Origin of the sequence: Pseudomonas sp. NPDC090208, assembly GCF_044746785.1 — a bacterium.
Classification (GTDB): domain Bacteria; phylum Pseudomonadota; class Gammaproteobacteria; order Pseudomonadales; family Pseudomonadaceae; genus Aquipseudomonas.
The window spans coordinates 20,753-41,570 of record NZ_JBIVCU010000026.1; the positions used below are offsets into that span (position 1 = coordinate 20,753).

Genomic DNA, 20,818 nt, shown 5'->3' on the forward strand with positions numbered 1-20,818 from the left:
TTTATTTCAACCTCTTCGGTTATTCAATATCCTCGGGCAGGTGGTCGTTGACCTCGGCGTAAGTCAGATACTTCTGCTCACGGCCCAGTTTGATCAACTCAATGATACGAGACTGCTGTTGCGCTTTTCCGGACATAACACCCTATCCACTGAAGGTCTTGGCGGGCAAAAAACAAGCCGGGGATTATACCCGAGCTAGGACCTCACGCGCCAGTTGAGGTCGGGGTTTGTGCAGGAACTTTGCGATTTAACAGGCTGAGCAGCTGAACTTTTTCTTCTGCACTCAGCCCGGTCTGCCGTTCCTTCCTGATCAATTGATCCAGGCTTCGCTCGCGTTGGCGGGCGGACAAGCTAGTTATAGTGTCGAAAAACTGTTGTTCAAGGTTATCGGCCGAGATGAGCCATTCCTTCTCGGCCAGCTGTCGCAACAGTCTTCCCTGATCGGTCCCGTGCCAGCGAGCGATCAGTTGCAGCGAACGCAGCTTCGGGTTTTTCTGCAAGGCTTCGAGCAGGGCCACCAGCAACTGCGAGTAAACGTTGTCTTCAGCCGCAAAGTGGCTGGCATCCTCGACTTTCTGCGACAGCTCCGGATGGTGCAGCAAGGTCCGCAGGGCTGTCAGGGTCGGCGGTTCCACCGAAGCGGGCGTGCGTGGCGCGCGAGGTTCGAAGTCGCGGCCCTTGCCATTGCGGTCCCACTTCTTGCCGCCTTTGTCCCAGGGCTTCTTGCCGTCCCACTTTTTCTGCTGGCCGCCCGTTGTCTGCGGTGTCCATTCCTGCTGCGGCTCGTACGCTTCATACGGCTGGTAATCGCCGTAATCGGGCACGGCGTCGTAATCGAAGCCGGGGTCGTAGGCCGGTGGTGCTTCCACGGGGGCCGACTGCGCGATCTGCGCAACGGCCGCCGTGTCCAGGCCAGTGATTTCTTTGAGCCGCCGACGCATCAGTTCGCGCAGGTTGGCGCCAGGCACTTTTTCGATCAGCGGTGCGGCCAGCGTCACCATGTGCGCCTTGCCTTCCAGGGAGCGCGGGTCGGCCTCCTTGGTCAGTTGCTCGAAAAAGTAATCCGCCAGCGGTTGTGCGTGCTGGTTGATCCGCGCCTTGAACGCATCAGTGCCTTCGGCGCGGACCAGCGTATCCGGGTCTTCACCTTCCGGCAGGAACAGAAACCGTGCGCGGCGTCCGTCCTGCAGGCTGGACAGCGTCGCTTCCAGTGCCCGCCATGCTGCGTTGCGGCCTGCCTGGTCGCCGTCGAAACAGAACAACACGTTCGGCACCACGCGATACAGGCGCTTCAAGTGCTCTTCGCTGGTTGCCGTGCCCAGTGTCGCCACGGCGTTGCGCAGGCCTTGCTGGGCCAGCGCGATGACGTCCATGTAGCCTTCGACGACGATGATTTCGTCGAGATTGCGATTGTGCTTGCGTGCCTCGAACAGGCCGTACAGCTCCTGACCCTTGTGAAATACCGGCGTCTCCGGAGAGTTCAGGTATTTCGGCTTGTCGTCACCCAGTACGCGACCACCGAAGGCAATGACCCGCCCGCGAGAGTCGCGGATCGGAAACATCACCCGATCACGGAAGCGGTCGTAACGCTTGCCGGTTTCGGCGTTCTCGATCAGCAGGCCGGCATCGATCATGGCCTTCTGCTGCAGTGTGTCATTGCTCAGATGCTTGTAGAGGTTGTCCCAGCCGGGCGGGGCGAACCCCAGGCCGAAATCACGGGCAATCTCTCCTGACAGGCCACGGCCTTTCAGGTAATCCACCGCGGACTTGCGGGTCGGATGGCTTTTCAGCGCGGCGCGATAAAACTCGGCAGCGGCTGTGAGCAACGGATACAGCGGCGAATCGGTCGGTTGTCTCGGCTTTTGGCCGCGGACACCCTGTTCGCGCGGGACTTCCATGCCAGCGGCTTTGGCCAGTTCCTCGACGGCCTGGGGAAAATCCAGGTTGTCGTGGTCCATGATGAAGCCGAGAGCGTTACCGCCTGCGCCACAGCCAAAGCAGTAATAGAACTGTTTGTCGGGGCTGACGCTGAACGACGGTGTCTTTTCCTTGTGGAAAGGACAGCAGGCGCTGAAATTCTTGCCGGTTTTCTTGAGTTGAACGCGTGTGCTGACCACGTCGACGATGTCGGTGCGGTTCAGAAGGTCGTCAATAAAACCTTGAGGGATCAGTCCGGCCATGGCGTTCTCATCATCAGGCGCCCCGCCAGAAAGTTCGTGGCGAATCCAAAGCGTAACGACGGTTGCCTGGTCAGTGTAGACCGGTCAGCGGCCTGAATCAGGCTGGAAGAATTCGACGGGGGTTGTCTCGGTCGCGTCTGCGGCTTCGACAGCCTCTGTCTGTACGGCGTGAGGCTGAATCTACAACTGCCGGCAGCCCGGCTTTGAGGGCCGGGCGAGGCAGAAGCTTGCGACGAACGTCTGTATTAGTACAGACGAACGGCGCGGCGCTGTTCGCGCTGAACTTTCTTGGCGTGACGTTTGACAGCAGCAGCTGCCTTACGCTTACGCTCGGAAGTCGGCTTCTCGTAAAATTCGCGGCTACGAACTTCAGCCAGAACACCGGCTTTTTCGCAGGAGCGCTTGAAACGACGCAGAGCTACGTCGAAGGGTTCGTTCTCTTTAACTTTGACGGCTGGCATCCAGAGCTACCTTCATTCATTACCGGGGTCAACGCCTCGTGCAACGCTTGCACAAAGTACGTCGGTTTTTAAGGGTTGCGGATGTTAACCCCTCGCCGCGCGGAATGCAAAGCCTCTGATCGAAAAGCGCTAGTCGCAGGCACGAGCGGCGACTATTATGCGCGCCTTCGAATTTGGCCTCCACAAGGCGTAACCCATGTTAGTACTGGGATTGGAAACCTCCTGCGACGAGACCGGCGTGGCGCTGTACGACAGCGAGCGCGGCCTGCTCGCCGATGCATTGTTCAGTCAGATCGACCTGCACCGGGTCTACGGTGGTGTCGTGCCGGAGCTGGCCTCCCGCGATCACGTCAAACGCATGCTGCCGTTGATCCGGCAGGTCGTGGCCGAGGCCGATTGCGCTGTCACCGAGATCGACGCCATCGCCTACACGGCCGGCCCCGGGCTGGTCGGCGCGCTGCTGGTGGGGGCTTCCTGTGCCCAGGCACTGGCATTCGCCTGGGACATCCCGGCACTCGGCGTACACCATATGGAAGGCCATCTTCTGGCGCCGATGCTGGAAGAAACACCCCCTGAGTTTCCGTTCGTCGCTTTGTTGGTATCCGGCGGTCATACCCAGCTGGTTCGGGTCGACGGCATCGGTCAATACGAGCTGTTGGGCGAGACGCTGGACGACGCTGCCGGCGAAGCGTTCGACAAGACCGCGAAGATGATGGGCCTGAATTATCCGGGCGGACCGGAAATTTCCCGTCTGGCGTTGCAGGGTGTGCCTGACCGTTTTGTCTTTCCGCGACCGATGACCGACCGCCCGGGTCTGGATTTCAGCTTCAGTGGCCTGAAAACCTTCGCCCTGAACACCTGGCAGCAGTGCCAGAGTGCTGGGGACGACAACGAACAGACCCGTTGCGACATCGCACTGGCCTTCCAGCAGGCGGTGGTGGAGACTTTGACCATCAAGTGCAAGCGCGCGCTGAAGCAGACCGGTCTCAAGCGTCTGGTGATCGCCGGCGGTGTGAGTGCCAACAAGTCATTGCGCGAATCGCTGGAACAGATGCTCGGCAGCCTGGGTGGCAACGTCTACTACGCTCGTCCGCAGTTCTGTACCGATAACGGCGCCATGATCGCCTTCGCCGGCTGTCAGCGTTTGCAGGCCGGGCAGAAGGAAGATCTGAGCATCACGGTGCAGGCGCGCTGGCCGATGGAGCAGTTGCCGGGGCTGTAAAGGCGGTGGATAGGACGAAAGGGGCTCTGTTGAGCCTCTTTTGTCTTTGGGCGGCTAAAAATGCCGTTCGCGTCCGGCGAACAGGTCGCGTAGATTGCCCCGATGACGCCAGACGATCAGCAGGGTCAGCAGGCTCATGGGCAACAAGGCGTGAGGTTGCTGCCAGGCCAGGAGTGGCAGGGTCAGCGGCGTGGCGATCAGTGATGCCAGCGAGCTGGTACGGGTCAGGTAGAAAGTCAGCAGCCAAGCGGCGATTGCCAGCAGGGCGGCCGGCCAATACAGACCCAGCAGCATGCCGGCGGCCGTGGCCACGCCCTTGCCGCCGCGAAAGCGGAAGTACAGCGGAAACATATGGCCGATGACTGCCCACAGACCAATCCAGGCCTGTTGGCGGGGATCGAGTCCGGCAGCGCTGGCGAGCAGCACCGGGATCAGCCCCTTGCAGACGTCGCCGGTGAGTGTCAGAACGGCGAGCTTCTTGCCGGCCAGGCGCAGCATGTTGGTGGCGCCGGCATTGCCCGAGCCGCTTGCGCGCGGGTCCGGCGTGCCGCTGAGGCGGCTGAGCAGGATGGCGAAGGACAGTGAGCCGAGCAGGTAGGCGAAGATCGCCAGTGACCAAAACATGCTAACCATTCCGGGCGGGGATGCCCTGATTCTAACGGCGCATCGCGCCCTTGTCGTGCAACGGAGAAAAAGGCTTGGACAGAGTTTTCATTGAGGGTCTGGAGGTCGACACGGTGATCGGCGCCTACGACTGGGAGCGTGGCATCCGCCAGGTCCTGCGTCTGGACCTGAGTTTTGCCTGGGACAATCGGCCTGCCGCAGCGGGCGACGACCTGAGCAAGGCCCTCGATTACGCCAGTGTGTCGGCCCGCATCCAGGCTTTTACCGAAGCGGCGCAGTATCAACTGGTGGAAACCTTCGCCGAGCGTCTGGCCGAAGTGCTGATGAGCGAGTTCAACATTCCCTGGCTGCACCTCAAACTGACCAAGCCGGGAGCCGTGCCAGCGGCCAGAGGCGTGGGTGTGGAGATCGAGCGCGGATGCCGCTGACACGGATTTTCCTCGGCCTGGGCAGCAATATCGACCGGGAACAACACCTGCGGGCGGGGCTGGACGCATTGTCCGGTTTTCTCACCGACATGAGCTGTTCGCCGGTGTTCGAAAGTCATCCGGTGGGCATCAAGAGTGGGCCGTTCTTCAATCTGGTGGTGTCGGCGCTGACCGATCTACCGCTGATGGAACTGGATCGCCGTCTCAAGTTCATCGAGGCCGACAATGGTCGCTACGCGCCGGACCGCAAGGGTCTGCCGCTGGATATCGACGTGCTGCTGTATGCCGAACAGGTCGGCAATTTCGATGGCCTGATCCTGCCGCGTGCGGAAATTCTCAAGAACGCTTTCGTGCTCTGGCCGCTGTCTCTGATCGCGCCGGAACGTTTGCACCCTGGTGTTGGCGAGACATTCGCGAGCCTGTGGGCCGGGGCGAATATCGACCAGCAGCTATGGCCCGTTGCGTTCGAGTGGGGTGGGCAACAACTGACGCCCGGCACGTTGCTCCAGAGCAACACTTTGTAGGAGCGTGGCTTGTCCCGCGACCGGCTGCGTAGCCGTCGTAAAGTCGGGGAGCGCGGTATGCCTGATGCACCGCGTTCTCCGGGTTTACTGCCGGTTCCCGGCAGGTCGCGGGACAAGCCGCGCTCCTGCAAGGTAAGGCGTCAGCCTTGATACGACGCCTTGTACACCTTCAGCGTGTCCAGCCGTTCGTTCTTCAGCGCTTCGCCCAGCTCCTGTCCCTGATACCCCTTGTCCAGCAGCGGTTGTACCGCCACCTGACGTGCAGCTTCTGCGGCGCCACGCAGGTAATCGGCCTGTGGGTAACTGCGCTCTTCGAAGCCTTTGCGGCCCCGGGCGTCCATTTCGCAGGCGACGATGAACTCTTCGAAACGCTGCGGGCGACGGTAGACGTCGAAGCTCTGCAACAGGTCGAGCAAGGTCGAGGGTTTCAGTTCCAGGGCGCGATGGCCATGGGTGTGATACTGGCCGACCAGCAGGGCCAGTTCCTGGCAATCCTTGGGCACCTTGAAGCGCAGGTTCACCGCCTTGATGGCCTTGAGACCCTTGTGTTCATGGGCGATGTGCCGTGGCCATTCCTCTTCCGGGGTCAGGCCCTTGCCGAGGTCGTGCAGCAGACAGGCCCAACGCACGCTCAGTGGCTGTTCGTGAATGGCCGACTGGTGCAACACGCTCAATACATGCAGGCCGGTGTCGATTTCCGGGTGGTGAGCCTCTGGCTGCGGTACGCCAAAGAGTGTGTCCACCTCCGGCATCAGCACTTTCAGTGCGCCGCAGTCACGCAGCACCTTGATGAACACTTGCGGCTCGCGCTCCATCAGTGCGCGAGAAATTTCCTTCCAGCTGCGCTCGGGTGTCAACGCTTCCAGTTCGCCCGAGGCGCTCAGCTGGCGCATCAGCTCCAGGGTTTCCGGCGCGATGCTGAAACCGTCCGGCGCATAACGCGCGGCAAAGCGGGCGACACGCAAAACACGCAGAGGATCTTCGGCGAACGCCGGGGAAACGTGACGCAAAATGCGGGCTTCAAGATCGCGCTGGCCATGGAAAGGATCGGTCAGGTGGCCATCCTTGTCTTCAGCGATGGCATTGACCGTCAGGTCGCGGCGGATCAGATCCTCTTCAAGCGTCACGTCCGGATCGGCATGAAACACGAAGCCGCCGTAGCCGCGACCGGTCTTGCGCTCGGTGCGCGCCAGCGCATATTCCTCGCCGGTGAGCGGATGCAGAAAGACCGGGAAATCGGTGCCGACCGGACGATAGCCCTTGATCAGCATTTCGTCGGTCGTCGCGCCGACCACCACCCAATCGGTGTCAGCGACAGGTTTGCCAAGCAGGCGGTCACGCACGGCGCCGCCGACTTTATAGATCTGCATAAGAAAACCTCCGTAAGCGCGACAGGATAAACCTTGTGTCGAGCTTGCGGAGGTGGAAATTGCTCTATGGTCGGGATCTAGAGATGAACGACGGCCAAGTCGAGCCGGGGATATTCACTGTCAGCGTGTTCGCTTCTCGGCGGGACGTGGTGGGTTTTCATGATTTGATCGCCCTGCAGCGTCTCCAGGTGGATATCGAAGCCCCACAGGCGATGCAGGTGCTTGAGCACTTCCTCGGTGGAATCGCCCAGTGGCTTGCGGTCGTGCTGTTGGTGGCGCAGGGTCAGCGAGCGATCACCACGGCGGTCGATGCTGTAAATCTGCACATTGGGTTCGCGGTTGCCGAGGTTGTACTGGGCGGCCAGGGTTTCACGAATCAGTTTGTAGCCCGATTCGTCGTGGATGGCAGGAACAATCAGATCGTCCTTTTGATCGTCGTCGAGAATGCTGAACAGTTTCAGGTCGCGGATCACCTTCGGCGACAGGTACTGCAGGATGAAGCTTTCGTCCTTGAAACTGCTCATGGCGAATTTCACGGCGGTCAGCCAGTCGGTGCCGGCCAGTTCCGGGAACCAGCGACGGTCCTCTTCGGTCGGGTGTTCGCACATGCGACGGATGTCCTGATACATGGCGAAGCCCAGGGTGTAAGGGTTGATGCCGCTGTAGTAAGGGCTGTCGAAGCCTGGCTGGAACACCACGCTGGTGTGGGATTGCAGGAATTCGAGCATGAAGCCGTCGGTGACCAGACCCTCGTCGTACAGGTCGTTCATCAACGTGTAGTGCCAGAACGTGGCCCAGCCTTCGTTCATCACCTGGGTCTGGCGCTGTGGGTAGAAATACTGAGCGATCTTGCGCACGATGCGCACCACTTCGCGCTGCCATGGCTCCAGTAAAGGGGCGTGCTTTTCGATGAAATACAGGATGTTTTCCTGCGGTTCGGCGGGGAAGCGCGCGTTATCCTCCTTGTCGTTCTTGCTGGCGTTTTTCGGAATGGTGCGCCACAGGTCGTTGATCTGCTTCTGCAGGTGTTCTTCGCGATCCTTCTGCCGCCGCCGTTCTTCCTCGGCAGAAATCGGGTAGGGCCGCTTGTAGCGGTCGACGCCGTAGTTCATCAGGGCATGGCAGGAGTCGAGCAGGTCCTCCACGGCATCGATACCGTGGCGCTCTTCGCACTGCATGATGTACTGCTTGGCGAACACCAGGTAATCGATGATCGAACTGGCGTCGGTCCAGGTGCGGAACAGGTAATTGCCCTTGAAGAAGCTGTTGTGGCCATAACAAGCGTGGGCAACCACCAGCGCCTGCATGCAGATGGTGTTTTCCTCCATCAGATAGGCGATGCAGGGATCAGAGTTGATGACGATCTCGTAGGCCAGCCCCATCTGGCCGCGTGAGTAGGATTTTTCCGTGCTGAGGAAGTGCTTGCCGTAGGACCAGTGGTGATAGCCCAGCGGCATGCCGACGGACGCATAGGCGTCCATCATCTGCTCGGCCGTGATCACCTCGATCTGATTGGGATAAGTGTCCAGGGCATAACGCTCGGCGATACGGCTGATCTCCCGGTCATAGGCCTGGATCAGTTCGAACGTCCACTCTGAACCCGTGGAAAGGGGTTGGCGCTTCTGCTCTCTAGCGGTCATGTCACTAACCTGCGCTGGAAGAGTTCACGGAATACCGGATAGATATCACCGGCAGAAACCAGCTGTTGCTGGGCGAACGTGTCGGCGAAGGCTTCGCCGATGCGCTCATATTCGAACCACAGGGCCTGATGCTCGCGTGGGGTAATTTCGACGTAAGTGTAGTACTGCACGAATGGCATGATCTGCTTGATCAGGATGTCGCGACAGATCGGCGAATCGTCGTTCCAGTTGTCGCCGTCCGAAGCCTGGGCGGCATAGATGTTCCATTCGTTGGTGGGGTAGCGCTCAGCCATGATCTCCTGCATCAGCTTCAGGGCGCTGGAGACGATGGTGCCGCCGGTCTCGCGGGAATAGAAGAATTCCTCTTCGTCGACCTCGCGGGCGCTGGTGTGGTGGCGGATGAACACGACTTCGATCTTGTCGTAGTTCCGCTTGAGGAACAGGTACAACAGGATGAAGAAGCGCTTGGCGATGTCCTTGGTCGCCTGAGTCATGGAGCCGGACACGTCCATCAGGCAGAACATCACGGCCTTGGAGCTGGGGTTGGGTTGTTTGACCAGCAGGTTGTACTTGAGGTCGAACGTGTCCAGATAAGGGACACGACGAATCCGCGCCTGCAGGCGTTCGGCTTCGGTTTCCAGTTCCTGAATGTCGCCGAAATTGTCGGGTTCTTCGCGTTTCAGGCGCTCAAGTTCGGCGAGCACCTCCTTGAGTTTGGCGCGGCTGCTGCCGGACAGGGCGATACGCCGCGCGTGGGCCGAGCGCAGGGTGCGGATGATATTGATGCGCGACGGGTTGCCTTCGTTGCTGATGCCCGCGCGGACGGTCTTGAAGGTGTCGGTGCCGGTCAGGTTGCGTTTGACCAGGTTGGGCAGTTCGAGGTCTTCGAACATGAATTCGAGAAATTCTTCCTGAGTGATCTGGAACACGAACTCGTCCATGCCTTCGCCGGAGTTGCTCGCCTTGCCAGGCCCTTTGCCGGCGCCGCCGCCCTGTGGACGGGCGATATGTTCGCCGGTAGTAAATTCCTTGTTGCCGGGGTGGACGACGGTCTGTTTGCCGCCGCGTCCGTGGTGCAATACCGGTTCATCGATGTCGCGACCGGGAATGCTGATCTGCTCGCCATGTTCCATGTCGGTGATGGAACGGCGACTGACGGCCTCTTCGACTGCTTTCTTGATGTGGTCACGGTAGCGGCGCAGGAAGCGCTGACGATTTACCGTGCTCTTGTTCTTGCCATTGAGACGTCGGTCGATCACATAGCTCATAGGCCCTCCGGGCAGCTGCAAGTAAAAAGCAGCTACACGCCGCAGGCTGAGGGCGACCGGACAGTCCGGTCGCTCCAGCTTGCCGCTTGCAGCTTGTGGCTTACCGCTGCTTCACTGCGACTTCCTGACTCGCAGATACCATTCGGAAAGCAATCTCACCTGTTTATCGGTGTAACCCCGCTCGACCATCCGGGTGACAAAGTCATTGTGTTTCTGTTGATCTTCCTTGCTCGCCTTGGCGTTGAAGCTGATGACCGGCAGAAGGTCCTCGGTGTTGGAGAACATTTTCTTCTCGATCACGACGCGCAGCTTCTCGTAGCTGAGCCAGGTCGGATTCTTGCCGTTGTTGTTGGCGCGGGCGCGCAACACGAAGTTGACGATCTCGTTGCGGAAGTCTTTCGGGTTGCTGATGCCGGCCGGTTTCTCGATTTTCTCCAGTTCTTCGTTGAGGGCGACGCGGTTGAGGATTTCGCCGGTTTCCGGATCGCGGTATTCCTGATCCTGAATCCAGAAGTCTGCGTACAGCACGTAGCGGTCGAAGATGTTCTGGCCGTACTCGCTGTAGGACTCCAGGTAGGCAGTCTGGATTTCCTTGCCGATGAACTCGATGTAGCGCGGTGCCAGGTACTCCTTGATGAAGCGCAGGTAGCGCTCGCGGGTTTCTGCCTGGAATTGTTCCTGCTCGATCTGCTGTTCCAGCACATACAGCAGGTGAACCGGGTTGGCCGCTACTTCGTGAGGGTCGAAGTTGAAGACTTTCGACAGGATCTTGAAGGCGAAGCGGGTCGACAGACCGTTCATGCCTTCGTCGACGCCCGCGGCATCGCGGTATTCCTGAATCGATTTGGCCTTCGGATCGGTGTCCTTGAGGTTCTCCCCGTCATAGACGCGCATCTTCGAATAGATATTCGAGTTTTCCGGCTCCTTGAGACGGGACAGCACGGTGAACTGCGCCAGCATCTTCAGGGTGTCGGGTGCGCAGTGGGCCTTGGCCAGCGAGCTGTTGAAGAGCAGTTTGTCGTAGATCTTGATCTCGTCGCTGACGCGCAGGCAGTACGGCACCTTGACGATGTAGATCCGGTCGATGAACGCCTCGTTGTTCTTGTTGTTGCGGAAGCTGTGCCATTCCGATTCGTTGGAGTGGGCCAGCAGGATACCGGTGAACGGGATCGCGCCCAGGCCTTCGGTACTGTTGTAGTTACCTTCCTGAGTGGCGGTGAGCAGTGGGTGCAGGACCTTGATCGGTGCCTTGAACATCTCCACGAATTCCATCAGGCCCTGGTTGGCCCGGCACAGCGCGCCCGAATAGCTGTAAGCGTCGGCGTCGTTCTGTGGATATTCTTCGAGCTTGCGGATGTCGACCTTGCCCACCAGCGCCGAAATGTCCTGGTTGTTCTCGTCGCCCGGCTCGGTTTTCGCCACGGCGATCTGGTTGAGGATCGACGGATAGAGTTTCACCACCTTGAACTGGCTGATGTCGCCCCCGAACTCGGCCAGACGTTTGGTCGCCCATGGCGACATGATGGTGTTCAGGTAGCGGCGCGGGATGCCGTAGTCCTCTTCGAGGATCGTCCCGTCTTCGGTCGGTTTGAACAGGCCCAGAGGGGATTCGAAAACAGGCGACCCCTTGATGGCGTAGAACGGTATTTTTTCAACGAGCTGTTTGAGTTTTTCAGCCAGGGACGACTTGCCGCCGCCTACAGGGCCGAGCAGGTAAAGGATCTGTTTCTTCTCTTCCAGGCCCTGAGCGGCATGACGGAAATACGAGACGATCTGCTCGATGCAGTCTTCCATGCCGTGGAAGTCTTCAAACGCCGGATAGCGCCGGATGACCTTGTTGGAGAAGATTCTGGACAGCCGCGAGTTGGTCGATGTGTCGAACAGCTCGGGCTCGCCGATCGCCATCAGAAGACGTTCTGCGGCTGAGGCGTATGCACTGCGGTCGGTTTTGCAGAGCTCCAAGTACTCCTGTAGCGAGAGCTCTTCCTGGCGGGTCGATTCAAAGCGTTGTTGGAAGTGGCTAAAAATACTCATGACGTCACCTCGCTCGATACGTGGAGCCGGCGGCGGATCGTCAGTCGATGCTGGATGACAGCTGATCACTCAGCAGCCATTTACCCCCCAAACACCATAAAAGTAGCTACCGATGACCCACGCGCCGGTGTACCGGCTCTCCCCTGATTCGGATGGCCTGAGGCTAAGGATAGATCGGATTCGTCCACACAAAGAAGGAATGCGTGTGAAGGTGGGGTGACCATTCGTCAGTTGAGGGCGCGAGCCCTCGTAGAACGCGGGGTCGCGCACATAAAAAATATTTTTTGGTCAGCCTTGCGCGGTTTCATCCGGGTAAGTGTTTTTCCACAACTCGAATCCACCGTCCATGCTGTAGACCTCCGAGAAGCCCTGTCCTACAAGATAGGCTGCTGCGCTCTGGCTGGAGTTGCCGTGATAGCAGACGACGACCAACGGTTTGTCGAGGTCGGCGCTGCGGATGAATTCGGCGACCGAGTGGTTGTCCAGGTGGTGCGAGTCGGGGATGTGATTGCTGGCGAATGTCTGTGCATCGCGCACGTCGACCAGCACCGCGCCTTGTTCGCGCAGGACGTGGGCCTGCTCCGGCGGGATGCGTTTGAATTCGGTCATGGCGTAGGCTCCTGAGGCAGGGCTCCCGAGCGGTCGGGAGCGAAAAAACGCATCTTACCGCGAGCCGCTGGCCGGTGGGGTAGTAGTGGCCGGCTTCTGCAGATTGCCGCGATCGTCGCACTCGCAGCGGTACAGTTCACGGGTGTCGACGTTGAGCATGGTCATCGCGCCGCCCCAGACACAGCCGGTGTCGAGTGCGTACACACCCGGTTCGTCACACTGACCTTCAAGCGCTGCCCAGTGGCCGAAGATGATGTTCAGGCCTTTGGTCTTGCGCTCCTTGTGTTTGAACCAGGGCGCGTAGCCAGTCGGTGCGCTGTCGAGGCCTTCCTTGCTCTTCAGATCGAGCTTGCCGTCGGCGGTGCAGAAACGCATGCGGGTGAAGTAATTGGTGATGACGCGTAACCGGGTGACGCCGTGCAGATCCTTGTCCCACTTGGCCGGCTCGTTGCCGTACATGCCGTCGAGGAACGGCTCGAACAGGTTGTCGTCGCGCAGGGCCTCTTCCACTTCTTCGGCACAGCGCAGGGCCTTTTTCAGTGTCCACTGCGGCGGGATGCCAGCATGTACCAGCGCAATGTCGCGCTCGGCGTCGTAATGCAGAAGCTTCTGCTGACGCAGCCAGTCGAACAGATCATTGGCATCCGGCGCTTCGATGATCTCGCGCAGGGTGTCGCCTTTCTTCAGGCGCTCGATGTTGCGCCAGGCCGCGAGCAGGTGCAGGTCATGGTTGCCCAGCACGCAGACGACGGAGTCGCGCATGGCGTAGAGAAAGCGAAGGGTTTCCAGGGACTGCGGGCCGCGATTGACCAAGTCTCCTACCAGCCAGAGTTTGTCCTTGCCGGGCTCGAATGCGACACGCTGAAGCAGGCACTTCAAAGGTTCCAGGCAACCTTGCAGGTCGCCGACTGCATAAACCGTCATCAGTGCAGCGCCCCCGGCACCGCCAGCCGGAATGGCGCGATGATGGCGTCGAAACGTTTGCCGTCGTCGGCGAGCATCTGATAGCTGCCCTGCATGTTGCCGACCTTGGTGGTCATCACGGTGCCGCTGCTGTAGGTGTGGCTTTGTCCGGCCTGAATCAGTGGCTGTTGGCCGACGACACCCTCACCGCGCACTTCTTCGACGTGGCCGTCGCCGTCGGTGATGATCCAGTGGCGGGACAGCAGCTTGGCTGGCAGCTCGCCGTTGTTCTGGACGGTGACGGTATAGGCGAAGGCAAAGCGGTTTTGCTCAGGCTGCGATTGTTCTGCAAGGAAGCGGGTCACGACGCTGACGTCGACCTGATAACGAGGATCAGACATGCAAGAGGCCTTAAAAGCGAAAGCGGAAAAGCCGGAAGAGCCCGGTGGAGAATCAGTCTAGGACATGTCGCGGGTAAAAAACCAATGACGGCGTTACCCCGACATGTCCCGGCGGTCAGCTGACGACGGGTTTTTCGCTGAGTTTGTCGGCGAGGCGGACGAATGCGGCCAGGTCCAGTTGCTCCGGACGCAGGCTGCCATCGACGCCAGCCTCAGCAATGTCGTCGCTGCTGAGCAGGGCTTTAAGTGTGTTGCGCAGGGTCTTGCGGCGCTGGTTGAAGGCTTCGCGGACGATGCGTTCGAGCAGGCGATGATCCTTGGCCGGGAACGGCAGCGTTTCGTGGGGCACCAGGCGAACGATCGCCGAATCGACTTTCGGCGGCGGGTTGAAAGCGCCCGGACCGACGTTGAACAGGTGCTCCACGCGGCAGTGGTACTGAACCATGATCGACAGGCGACCCCAGTCGCCACCGCCCGGACCTGCGGCAAGGCGCTCGACCACTTCCTTCTGCAGCATGAAATGCATGTCGCGGATCAGGTGGGCGCTTTCCAGCAGGTGAAAGATCAGCGGCGTGGAAATGTTGTACGGCAGGTTGCCGACCACACGCAGGCTGTTGGGTGCTGCGTTGAGGCTGCTGAAGTCGAACTTCAGCGCGTCGCCCTGATGCAGGTTGAAGTTCGGCTTGTCGCGGAACTGGTGCATCAGGATCGGCACCAGATCCTTGTCCAGCTCGACGACGTCCAGTTGCGCGCCGCTGCCCAGCAGACCCTCGGTGAGGGCGCCCTGGCCAGGGCCGATTTCCAGCATGCGGTCTTCGGCCTTGGCACGGATGGAGCGCAGGATCTTGTCGATCACGCCGGCGTCATGCAGGAAGTTCTGGCCGAAGCGCTTGCGCGCCTTGTGTTGGTATTGCTCGGTCATGAATGGGTCTCGGCCATCTGATAGGCGGTTTCCAGAGCGACCTTGAGGCTGCCGGTGTCGATCTTGCCGCTGCCGGCCAGGTCCAGTGCAGTGCCGTGATCCACCGACGTGCGGATGATTGGCAGGCCCAGAGTGACGTTGACGGCGGCGCCGAAGCCCTTGTACTTGAGTACGGGCAGGCCCTGGTCGTGGTACATCGCCAGCACTGCATCGCAGTGCTCCAGATATTTTGGGGTAAACAGAGTGTCGGCGGGCAGCGGGCCACGCAAATCCAGGCCTTCGCTGCGCAGACGCTCCAGGGTAGGTTCGATGATGTCGATTTCTTCGCGGCCCAGGTGACCGCCTTCGCCAGCGTGCGGGTTGAGTCCGCAGACCAGTATGCGCGGCCGGGCGATGCCGAACTTGTTGACCAGATCGGCGTGCAGGATGCGCGTGACCCGTTCCAGTCGCTCGGCCGTGATCGCGTCGGCGATGTCGCGCAGGGGCAGGTGAGTGGTCACCAGCGCCACGCGCAGATCGCCGGTGGCAAGCATCATCACCACCTGTTCGGTCTGCGTCAGTTCAGCGAGAAATTCGGTGTGGCCGGAAAAGGCGATGCCGCTCTCGTTGATCACACCCTTGTGTACGGGGGCGGTGATCATTCCGGCGAAGTCGCCGTCGAGGCAGCCTTGTCCGGCGCGGGTCAGGGTTTCCAGCACGAAAGGGCCGTTGGCCTTGTTCAATTGCCCGGCCACCACCGGCCCCTGCAACGGGGTGTCCCATACGTACAGGCTGCCGGCCGGGGCAGGGCTGTCAGGCCAGTTGTCCGGCGTGACGGCGATCAGGCTGACGGCCACACCCAGTTGCGCGGCCCGCTCGCGGAGCAGGTCGCAACTGGTGATGGCAATCAGGGGATGGGGCTGGGACTGCGCGGCGAGCAGCAGGCAAAGGTCGGGACCGATGCCGGCGGGCTCGCCGGGTGTCAGGGCGAAACGCTGGGGTTTCACTTGGCAGCCTGGTCGGCGCCAGGCAGCTTGATTTCGACGTAGGCTTCGTCGCGGATCTGACGCAGCCAGGTCTGCAGCTCTTCGTCGTACTTGCGGTTACGCAGAACGGTCATGGCCTGTTGCTCGCGAGCCTGGTTGGTGCTGTCGGTAGAACGACGGCCCAGGACTTCCAGTACGTGCCAGCCGTATTGGGTCTGGAACGGCTTGGACACCACACCTTGCGGCGTTTCGCTCATGACGTCGCGGAATTCCGGCACCAGCGAGCGCGGGTCGACCCAGTTCATGTCGCCGCCGTTGAGCGCCGAGCCCGGATCTTCCGAGAAGCTCTTCGCCAGTTCGGCAAAGTCTTCGCCGTTCTGGATGCGGTCGTAGATGCGCTGAGCCAGCATCTTGGTTTCCGCTTCGCTGCGAATCTCGCTCGGCTTGATCAGGATGTGACGCACGTGAACTTCGTCGCGCATCTGGGTCTGGGTTTCGCCACCGCGCTTGTCCACCAGCTTGAGGATGATGAAGCCGCCTGGCGTACGCGCAGGAGGCGTCACTTCGCCCGGGTTCATGGTGGACAGCATGTCGCCGAACGGAGGTGGCAGTTGAGCGGCTTTACGCCAGCCCATGTCACCGCCGTCCAGGGCGCTTTCGCTGGCCGACGACGAAATCGCCATCTGCTCGAAGTTCGCACCTTGCTGCAGCTTGCCGTAGATGTCCTTGGCCTTGGCTGCTGCGGCCTGAATCTGATCAGACGTCGCGCTGTCCGGTGTCGGAATCAGGATGTTCGCCAGGTGGAATTCCTCGGAGAACTGCGCCTTGCCCAGGTCCGATGCGAGGAAGTTCTTCACTTCCTGTTCCGACACCTGAATACGCTCGGCCACGCGGCGCTGACGCACACGGCTGATGACCATCTCGCGGCGGATCTGCTCACGGGCACTCTGGTACGACAGACCGTCGTGGGCCAGAGCGGCCTTGAACTGGTCGATGCTCATGTTGTTGCGCTGAGCGATGGTGCCAACGGCCTGATTCAGTTCTTCGTCGGTGATGCGGATGCCGGAGCGTTCACCGATCTGCAGCTGCAGGTTTTCCAGAATCAGACGATCAAGCACCTGAGATTCCAGCGCGCTGGCCGGGGGAACGCCCTGGCCGCGCTTGGCGATGGTTTGCTGAACTTCACGGGTGCGCTGGTCGAGCTGGCTTTGCATGACCACGTCGTTGTCGACGATGGCTACAACCTTGTCGATGGAGCGCACTTCAGCGTGCGCTACGGTACCGATGAGCAGCGCGCCCAGCATCAGCGGGCGCAGACAATCAGAAAGCTTGGTCTTCACGTTCACGATAACCTTGGATGCCTTTGTCGAGGAAGCCTTCAACTTTTTGGCCAACTACGCCACCAAGCCCCTTCAACACGATTTGCAGGAAAATGCCGCGGTCGCCTTTCTCGTTTTGCGCAACCTCTTGAGTGGACTCGTCGTAGTCGACCCAGTAACGGTTGATCAGACGCAGCTTCCAGCAGCAGTTGTCATATTCAAAACCACCAAAGGCTTCGAGAGTACGGTCGCGGTTGTAGTCATATTGCCAGCGAGCAATGGCGCTCCATTGCGGTGCCACAGGCCAGATGACCGAGAAGTCGTGCTGCTGGATCTTGTAGTAGTCCTTGATGATCGAACCATCCGGCAGGACGGCGTCGCCGCCACCCACGCTCCAGCGACCTGTTGTCTGGTCGTAGCGAACCTGGTCGTTGCGATAGCGGTAACCGGCGTTGATGATCTTGCCCGGGTTGTCTTCAGGCTGGTAATGGAACATGGCGCTGCCGGAGCGGGTGCTGCGGCTGTCCGGATCCCAGTTGAAGGTCGACGTCGCACGCCAGTCGCGGTTGAAGCGGTACTCGTACTCCAGCGCATACGGCGACACGTCGGACTGTGCGTCCTTGCGGTCTTCAAAGGCGATGCCCGGCAGTTGAACCTTGCGGTCCTTGAAGTACAGCGCCTGACCGATGCTGAAGCGCTGACGTTCGAAGCCGTTGTCTTCGATCCAGCGGTTGGTCACGCCCAGCGACAGCTTGTTCTCGTCACCGATGCGGTCGGAGCCGACGAAGCGGTTGTCGCGGAACAGCGAGGCGTAGTCGAACGTGGTTTCACCCGTGTCGAAAATCGGGATGTCGCTCTGGTCCTTGTAAGGGACGTAGAGGTAGTACAGACGCGGTTCCAGCGTCTGACGGTAGTCTTTGCCGAACCAGTTGGTGTTGCGGTCGAAGTACAGGCCGCTGTCCACGCTGAAGACCGGAATGCCACGGTCTTCCGAGCTCTTGAATTTCTCGTCAGGCAGCAGCGTTGCCTTGCCGGCACCGTCCAGATCCAGGTCGTACTTGGTGTAGACGTATTTCAGTTTCGGCGTGACGAAACCGTAGGACGCCGTCAGCGGCAGGCTGATCGAAGGCGCCAGGTTCAGACGGTTGCCGTTGGCACGGGCAAGGCCGGAGACGTTGTTGTCCAGGCGCGAGCTGATGATGCCGTCTTCGTCAGAGAAGTTGCCGGTACGCAGATCGCGGTCGAAGCGGACCAGTTCGGTCTCGTAACCGAACTTCAGGCCGCCCGGATTGAATGGCAGCGTGCCGTTCAGGGTCAGTTGCGGCAGACGGCCATACGGCGTGATCTGGGTGATGGTCGTCAGCTGGTACTTCTGTACGTTGAGCGTGGCGGTGTAGTCGTCACCACGGTAGAACAGAGCACCTTGTTGGTTGAGGTAGTCGTGAGTGCTCACGCCATCCTGACCGGTTTTCAGGTCCTTGAAGTAGTAAGGATCGCTGACCTTGGTGTAGTCGACCTTGGAGGACAGGCGAGAATCCAGACCGCTTCTGTCCTGCCAGTTGATCATCCAGCGGGTGTCCTTGGAATCGGACTCCAACTTGCGATCGTCGTTGTCGTCGTTCAGGTAGGCCGCACCGAACTGACCTTCGCTGGTCTTGGTCAGGTAACGGAACTCGCCTTCGAGCAACAGGCCGCGTTTGGCCATGTAGGTCGGGTACAACGTGGCGTCGTAGTTCGGCGCCAGGTTGAAGTAGTACGGGGTGAGCAACGAGAAGCCTGTGTCGCTGCTGGCACCGATGGTCGGTGGCAGGAAGCCGGACTGGCGACGGTCGTCGATCGGGAAGTAGATGTACGGCGTGTACAGGATCGGGATGTCCTTGACCCGCAGCGTGGCGTTGGTCGCGGTACCGAAGCCGGTGGCCGGGTTCAGGGTGATGTTGTTGCCCTTCACCGTCCAGGCGTTGCTGTTCGGTTCGCACGTGGTGTACGTACCGTCCTTGAGGCGGATGATCGCGTTCTCTGCACGACGGGCGTACAGCGCGTTACCGCGCACGTTGGACTTGTGCAGCACGTATTCGGCGTTGTCGACTTTCGCTTCGCCGGTGTCCAGTTGCAGCTCGGCGTGGTCGCCGACGATCAGGGCGCCGTTGTCGCGCAGACGGACATCGCCGTTCAGCTCGCCACGGTTTTCCGCCTGGTGCAGACTGGCCTCGTCGGCCTCTACCTGCATGCTGCCCTGACGCATGACGACGTCACCGGCCAGCGTGGCAATCTGTTCTTCCTGCTGATAGCGCGAAGCCTTGGCACCGATGAAGGTCGGCGCATCGCTTTTCGGCGTCTTGTCGTCCATGCCCGGACGAATCGGCTCGATGTAGGCACCGGAGCAATAAGGGCCGGTTTCAGCCAGTTGCGCGGCGGTCAGCTTCTCGCGAGGCACCCAGTCCAGATGGCTGTAGTCTGCGCTACGCGATCTCAGGCCGCGGCCCTTGGCCTCGGTGACCAGCATGGTCTTGGGCACGACTTCGCCGTCGGCGGTCGTAGTGGTGGCTTCGGTTGGCGCTCCGCTGCTGTTGGACGATACGCTGTTGGCATCGTGTACAGGGCGTGGTGGCAACTGGGCTGCATTGGTTTTCGGGGAGCAATCCCAGGAACCGCCTGCCGACACCGAGCAGTCATATTGCTCGGCTGCGACCACAAACTGGGAGGCCAGAGGTTGCATCGCCAGCAAACCGCCGGTCACGAGCAACGGGAATTTTTTACGAAACGCGGGGGATTTCAATGCCATCTTATTAGTCCGGGCTTCCTGCGCGCCATCTGCCCGCGGGGGGGCCGCACGCCTCTCGATGGGCTGAAAAAGATGTCGGATAATAAAGCATGACCCGCTTGACGGCTAGCGCCGTCGGAGACCCTTGCAATGCCAGATCAAGATGTACGCCTGCAACACCTGAAAGTTTGGCTCGATGAGCAACTGCCAGCCCTGTTCGCCGCTCAAGGCTGGGGCGCCGTACCCCCGGCCACGTTGACTGCGGCCAGCAGCGACGCCAGTTTCCGCCGTTATTTCCGCTGGGAGGGTGAGGGCCGTACTTTTGTTGTCATGGACGCGCCACCGCCCCAGGAAAACTGCAAACCCTTCGTGGATATCGCTCATTTATTGAGTGGCTCGGGCATTAATGTTCCGAAAATTTATGCCGAAGACCTGAGTCAAGGTTTCCTGTTGCTGAACGATCTGGGGCGCAAGACCTACCTCGACGTTATCGACGCGGACAGCGCCGATGCACTGTTCGCCGATGCCATCGATGCCTTGCTGGCCTATCAGCAGCTGCCGATGGACGCGCCGTTGCCCAGTTATGACGTCGCGCTGTTGCGCCGCGAACTGGAGCTGTTTCCGGAGTGGTACGTCAAACGGCACCTGGGCGTCGAGTTCGATCAGGCGCAACAGGCCAGTTGGCAACGGGTCAGCGAACTGCTGATCGACAGTGCCCTGGCGCAGCCGAAAGTGCTGGTCCATCGCGACTATATGCCGCGCAACCTGATGCTCAGCGAGCCGAATCCCGGCGTGCTGGATTTCCAGGATGCGGTTTACGGTCCGGTGACCTACGACATCACCTGCCTGTTCAAGGATGCTTTCCTCAGCTGGCCCGAGGAGCGCGTTGCAGGCTGGTTGAAGGCGTACTGGGAAAAGGCCGCTACCGTCGGCATCCCGGTGCAGGATGATTTCGATGAATTTCGTCGCGCCAGTGATTTGATGGGCGTGCAGCGACACCTTAAGGTGATCGGCATTTTTGCGCGCATCTGTCACCGTGACGGCAAGCCGCGCTACCTGGCCGATGTTCCGCGCTTCTTCTCTTATATAGAGGCGGTGCTGGCACGTCGGCCCGAGTTGGTCGAGCTGAGCAATCTGCTGACCAGCCTGGGTCAGCCAAAACAAGAAGCCGTCGTTTGAAGGTA

18 protein-coding genes and 1 pseudogene are annotated in these 20,818 nt (G+C 60.3%); 4 read left to right on the top strand and 15 right to left on the bottom strand.

Features of this window, described 5'->3' with window-relative positions:
- Positions 1 to 22 precede the first annotated feature (22 nt).
- The 3 genes and pseudogenes from ACIPL0_RS28960 to rpsU all read right to left on the bottom strand — a co-directional run.
- Positions 23 to 136: pseudogene (locus tag ACIPL0_RS28960) on the bottom strand (RNA polymerase sigma factor region1.1 domain-containing protein); the annotation flags it as partial.
- Between the two features lie 67 nt (positions 137 to 203).
- Positions 204 to 2,180, bottom strand: a complete 1,977-nt coding sequence (gene dnaG / locus ACIPL0_RS28965) for a DNA primase (RefSeq protein WP_400602313.1) — start codon at positions 2,178 to 2,180, stop codon at positions 204 to 206.
- A 245-nt stretch (positions 2,181 to 2,425) separates the two neighbouring features.
- The gene (gene rpsU, locus ACIPL0_RS28970) at positions 2,426 to 2,641 is read right to left on the bottom strand and encodes a 30S ribosomal protein S21 (protein WP_002551877.1); all 216 of its coding nucleotides are present in this window, start codon (positions 2,639 to 2,641) and stop codon (positions 2,426 to 2,428) included.
- A gap of 196 nt (positions 2,642 to 2,837) precedes the next feature.
- Between rpsU and tsaD the strand changes: the two genes are divergently transcribed.
- Positions 2,838 to 3,863, top strand: coding sequence for a tRNA (adenosine(37)-N6)-threonylcarbamoyltransferase complex transferase subunit TsaD (gene tsaD / locus ACIPL0_RS28975; protein WP_400602311.1), 1,026 nt, complete (start codon positions 2,838 to 2,840; stop codon positions 3,861 to 3,863).
- Positions 3,864 to 3,917: 54 nt separating this feature from the next.
- Here the strand turns inward: tsaD and plsY are convergent, their stop codons facing one another.
- Positions 3,918 to 4,487, bottom strand: coding sequence for a glycerol-3-phosphate 1-O-acyltransferase PlsY (plsY, locus tag ACIPL0_RS28980; RefSeq protein ID WP_400602309.1), 570 nt, complete (start codon positions 4,485 to 4,487; stop codon positions 3,918 to 3,920).
- A 74-nt stretch (positions 4,488 to 4,561) separates the two neighbouring features.
- Here plsY and folB point away from each other — a divergent pair, with 74 nt between their 5' ends.
- Entirely contained in the window at positions 4,562 to 4,915 is a 354-nt protein-coding gene (gene folB / locus ACIPL0_RS28985) for a dihydroneopterin aldolase (protein ID WP_400602307.1), read from the top strand.
- Positions 4,906 to 5,439, top strand: a complete 534-nt coding sequence (gene folK, locus ACIPL0_RS28990; RefSeq protein ID WP_400602306.1) for a 2-amino-4-hydroxy-6-hydroxymethyldihydropteridine diphosphokinase — start codon at positions 4,906 to 4,908, stop codon at positions 5,437 to 5,439. Before folB ends, folK begins: the two co-directional genes overlap by 10 nt.
- 140 nt (positions 5,440 to 5,579) lie before the next feature.
- On the opposite strand, the gene ACIPL0_RS28995 is transcribed toward folK, so the two are convergent.
- From ACIPL0_RS28995 to ACIPL0_RS29045, 11 genes are all read right to left on the bottom strand, one after another.
- Positions 5,580 to 6,809, bottom strand: coding sequence for a multifunctional CCA addition/repair protein (locus ACIPL0_RS28995; protein WP_400602304.1), 1,230 nt, complete (start codon positions 6,807 to 6,809; stop codon positions 5,580 to 5,582).
- A gap of 77 nt (positions 6,810 to 6,886) precedes the next feature.
- Entirely contained in the window at positions 6,887 to 8,449 is a 1,563-nt protein-coding gene (locus ACIPL0_RS29000) for a SpoVR family protein (RefSeq protein ID WP_400602302.1), read from the bottom strand.
- Entirely contained in the window at positions 8,446 to 9,717 is a 1,272-nt protein-coding gene (locus ACIPL0_RS29005; protein WP_400602300.1) for a YeaH/YhbH family protein, read from the bottom strand. Before ACIPL0_RS29005 ends, ACIPL0_RS29000 begins: the two co-directional genes overlap by 4 nt.
- A 111-nt stretch (positions 9,718 to 9,828) precedes the next feature.
- Complete coding sequence (locus tag ACIPL0_RS29010; RefSeq protein WP_400602298.1) at positions 9,829 to 11,751, bottom strand: PrkA family serine protein kinase; 1,923 nt, start codon at positions 11,749 to 11,751, stop codon at positions 9,829 to 9,831.
- Positions 11,752 to 12,039: 288 nt separating this feature from the next.
- Positions 12,040 to 12,360, bottom strand: a complete 321-nt coding sequence (glpE, locus tag ACIPL0_RS29015; protein WP_400731750.1) for a thiosulfate sulfurtransferase GlpE — start codon at positions 12,358 to 12,360, stop codon at positions 12,040 to 12,042.
- A gap of 54 nt (positions 12,361 to 12,414) precedes the next feature.
- Positions 12,415 to 13,284, bottom strand: coding sequence for a symmetrical bis(5'-nucleosyl)-tetraphosphatase (locus tag ACIPL0_RS29020; protein ID WP_400602294.1), 870 nt, complete (start codon positions 13,282 to 13,284; stop codon positions 12,415 to 12,417).
- A complete protein-coding gene (apaG, locus tag ACIPL0_RS29025; protein WP_400602292.1) occupies positions 13,284 to 13,664 on the bottom strand; it encodes a Co2+/Mg2+ efflux protein ApaG in 381 nt (126 codons plus the stop codon). Before apaG ends, ACIPL0_RS29020 begins: the two co-directional genes overlap by 1 nt.
- A 115-nt stretch (positions 13,665 to 13,779) precedes the next feature.
- Positions 13,780 to 14,586, bottom strand: a complete 807-nt coding sequence (rsmA, locus tag ACIPL0_RS29030; protein WP_400602290.1) for a 16S rRNA (adenine(1518)-N(6)/adenine(1519)-N(6))-dimethyltransferase RsmA — start codon at positions 14,584 to 14,586, stop codon at positions 13,780 to 13,782.
- Positions 14,583 to 15,572, bottom strand: coding sequence for a 4-hydroxythreonine-4-phosphate dehydrogenase PdxA (gene pdxA, locus ACIPL0_RS29035; protein WP_400602288.1), 990 nt, complete (start codon positions 15,570 to 15,572; stop codon positions 14,583 to 14,585). The genes rsmA and pdxA overlap by 4 nt, the downstream gene beginning before the upstream one ends.
- Positions 15,569 to 16,891 (bottom strand): peptidylprolyl isomerase, encoded by a 1,323-nt coding sequence (locus tag ACIPL0_RS29040; RefSeq protein ID WP_400602286.1) that lies wholly within the window; start codon positions 16,889 to 16,891, stop codon positions 15,569 to 15,571. Before ACIPL0_RS29040 ends, pdxA begins: the two co-directional genes overlap by 4 nt.
- Positions 16,872 to 19,655, bottom strand: a complete 2,784-nt coding sequence (locus ACIPL0_RS29045; RefSeq protein ID WP_400602284.1) for an LPS-assembly protein LptD — start codon at positions 19,653 to 19,655, stop codon at positions 16,872 to 16,874. The genes ACIPL0_RS29040 and ACIPL0_RS29045 overlap by 20 nt, the downstream gene beginning before the upstream one ends.
- A 129-nt stretch (positions 19,656 to 19,784) precedes the next feature.
- On the opposite strand from ACIPL0_RS29045, the gene ACIPL0_RS29050 reads away from it, so the two are divergent.
- The gene (locus ACIPL0_RS29050) at positions 19,785 to 20,813 is read left to right on the top strand and encodes an aminoglycoside phosphotransferase family protein (RefSeq protein ID WP_400602282.1); all 1,029 of its coding nucleotides are present in this window, start codon (positions 19,785 to 19,787) and stop codon (positions 20,811 to 20,813) included.
- Positions 20,814 to 20,818: the final 5 nt, after the last annotated feature.

What these genes read in the sequence shown, in the direction of transcription:
- ACIPL0_RS29010 (WP_400602298.1), bottom strand. Translation starts at nt 11,751, where the DNA reads ATGAGTATTTTTAGCCACTTCCAACAACGCTTTGAATCGACCCGCCAG.
- apaG (WP_400602292.1), bottom strand. Translation starts at nt 13,664, where the DNA reads ATGTCTGATCCTCGTTATCAGGTCGACGTCAGCGTCGTGACCCGCTTC.
- ACIPL0_RS29020 (WP_400602294.1), bottom strand. Translation starts at nt 13,284, where the DNA reads ATGACGGTTTATGCAGTCGGCGACCTGCAAGGTTGCCTGGAACCTTTG.
- rsmA (WP_400602290.1), bottom strand. Translation starts at nt 14,586, where the DNA reads ATGACCGAGCAATACCAACACAAGGCGCGCAAGCGCTTCGGCCAGAAC.
- folK (WP_400602306.1), top strand. Translation starts at nt 4,906, where the DNA reads ATGCCGCTGACACGGATTTTCCTCGGCCTGGGCAGCAATATCGACCGG.
- tsaD (WP_400602311.1), top strand. Translation starts at nt 2,838, where the DNA reads ATGTTAGTACTGGGATTGGAAACCTCCTGCGACGAGACCGGCGTGGCG.
- dnaG (WP_400602313.1), bottom strand. Translation starts at nt 2,180, where the DNA reads ATGGCCGGACTGATCCCTCAAGGTTTTATTGACGACCTTCTGAACCGC.
- plsY (WP_400602309.1), bottom strand. Translation starts at nt 4,487, where the DNA reads ATGTTTTGGTCACTGGCGATCTTCGCCTACCTGCTCGGCTCACTGTCC.
- ACIPL0_RS29045 (WP_400602284.1), bottom strand. Translation starts at nt 19,655, where the DNA reads ATGGCATTGAAATCCCCCGCGTTTCGTAAAAAATTCCCGTTGCTCGTG.
- ACIPL0_RS29050 (WP_400602282.1), top strand. Translation starts at nt 19,785, where the DNA reads ATGCCAGATCAAGATGTACGCCTGCAACACCTGAAAGTTTGGCTCGAT.
- glpE (WP_400731750.1), bottom strand. Translation starts at nt 12,360, where the DNA reads ATGACCGAATTCAAACGCATCCCGCCGGAGCAGGCCCACGTCCTGCGC.
- ACIPL0_RS29000 (WP_400602302.1), bottom strand. Translation starts at nt 8,449, where the DNA reads ATGACCGCTAGAGAGCAGAAGCGCCAACCCCTTTCCACGGGTTCAGAG.
- rpsU (WP_002551877.1), bottom strand. Translation starts at nt 2,641, where the DNA reads ATGCCAGCCGTCAAAGTTAAAGAGAACGAACCCTTCGACGTAGCTCTG.
- ACIPL0_RS29005 (WP_400602300.1), bottom strand. Translation starts at nt 9,717, where the DNA reads ATGAGCTATGTGATCGACCGACGTCTCAATGGCAAGAACAAGAGCACG.
- ACIPL0_RS28995 (WP_400602304.1), bottom strand. Translation starts at nt 6,809, where the DNA reads ATGCAGATCTATAAAGTCGGCGGCGCCGTGCGTGACCGCCTGCTTGGC.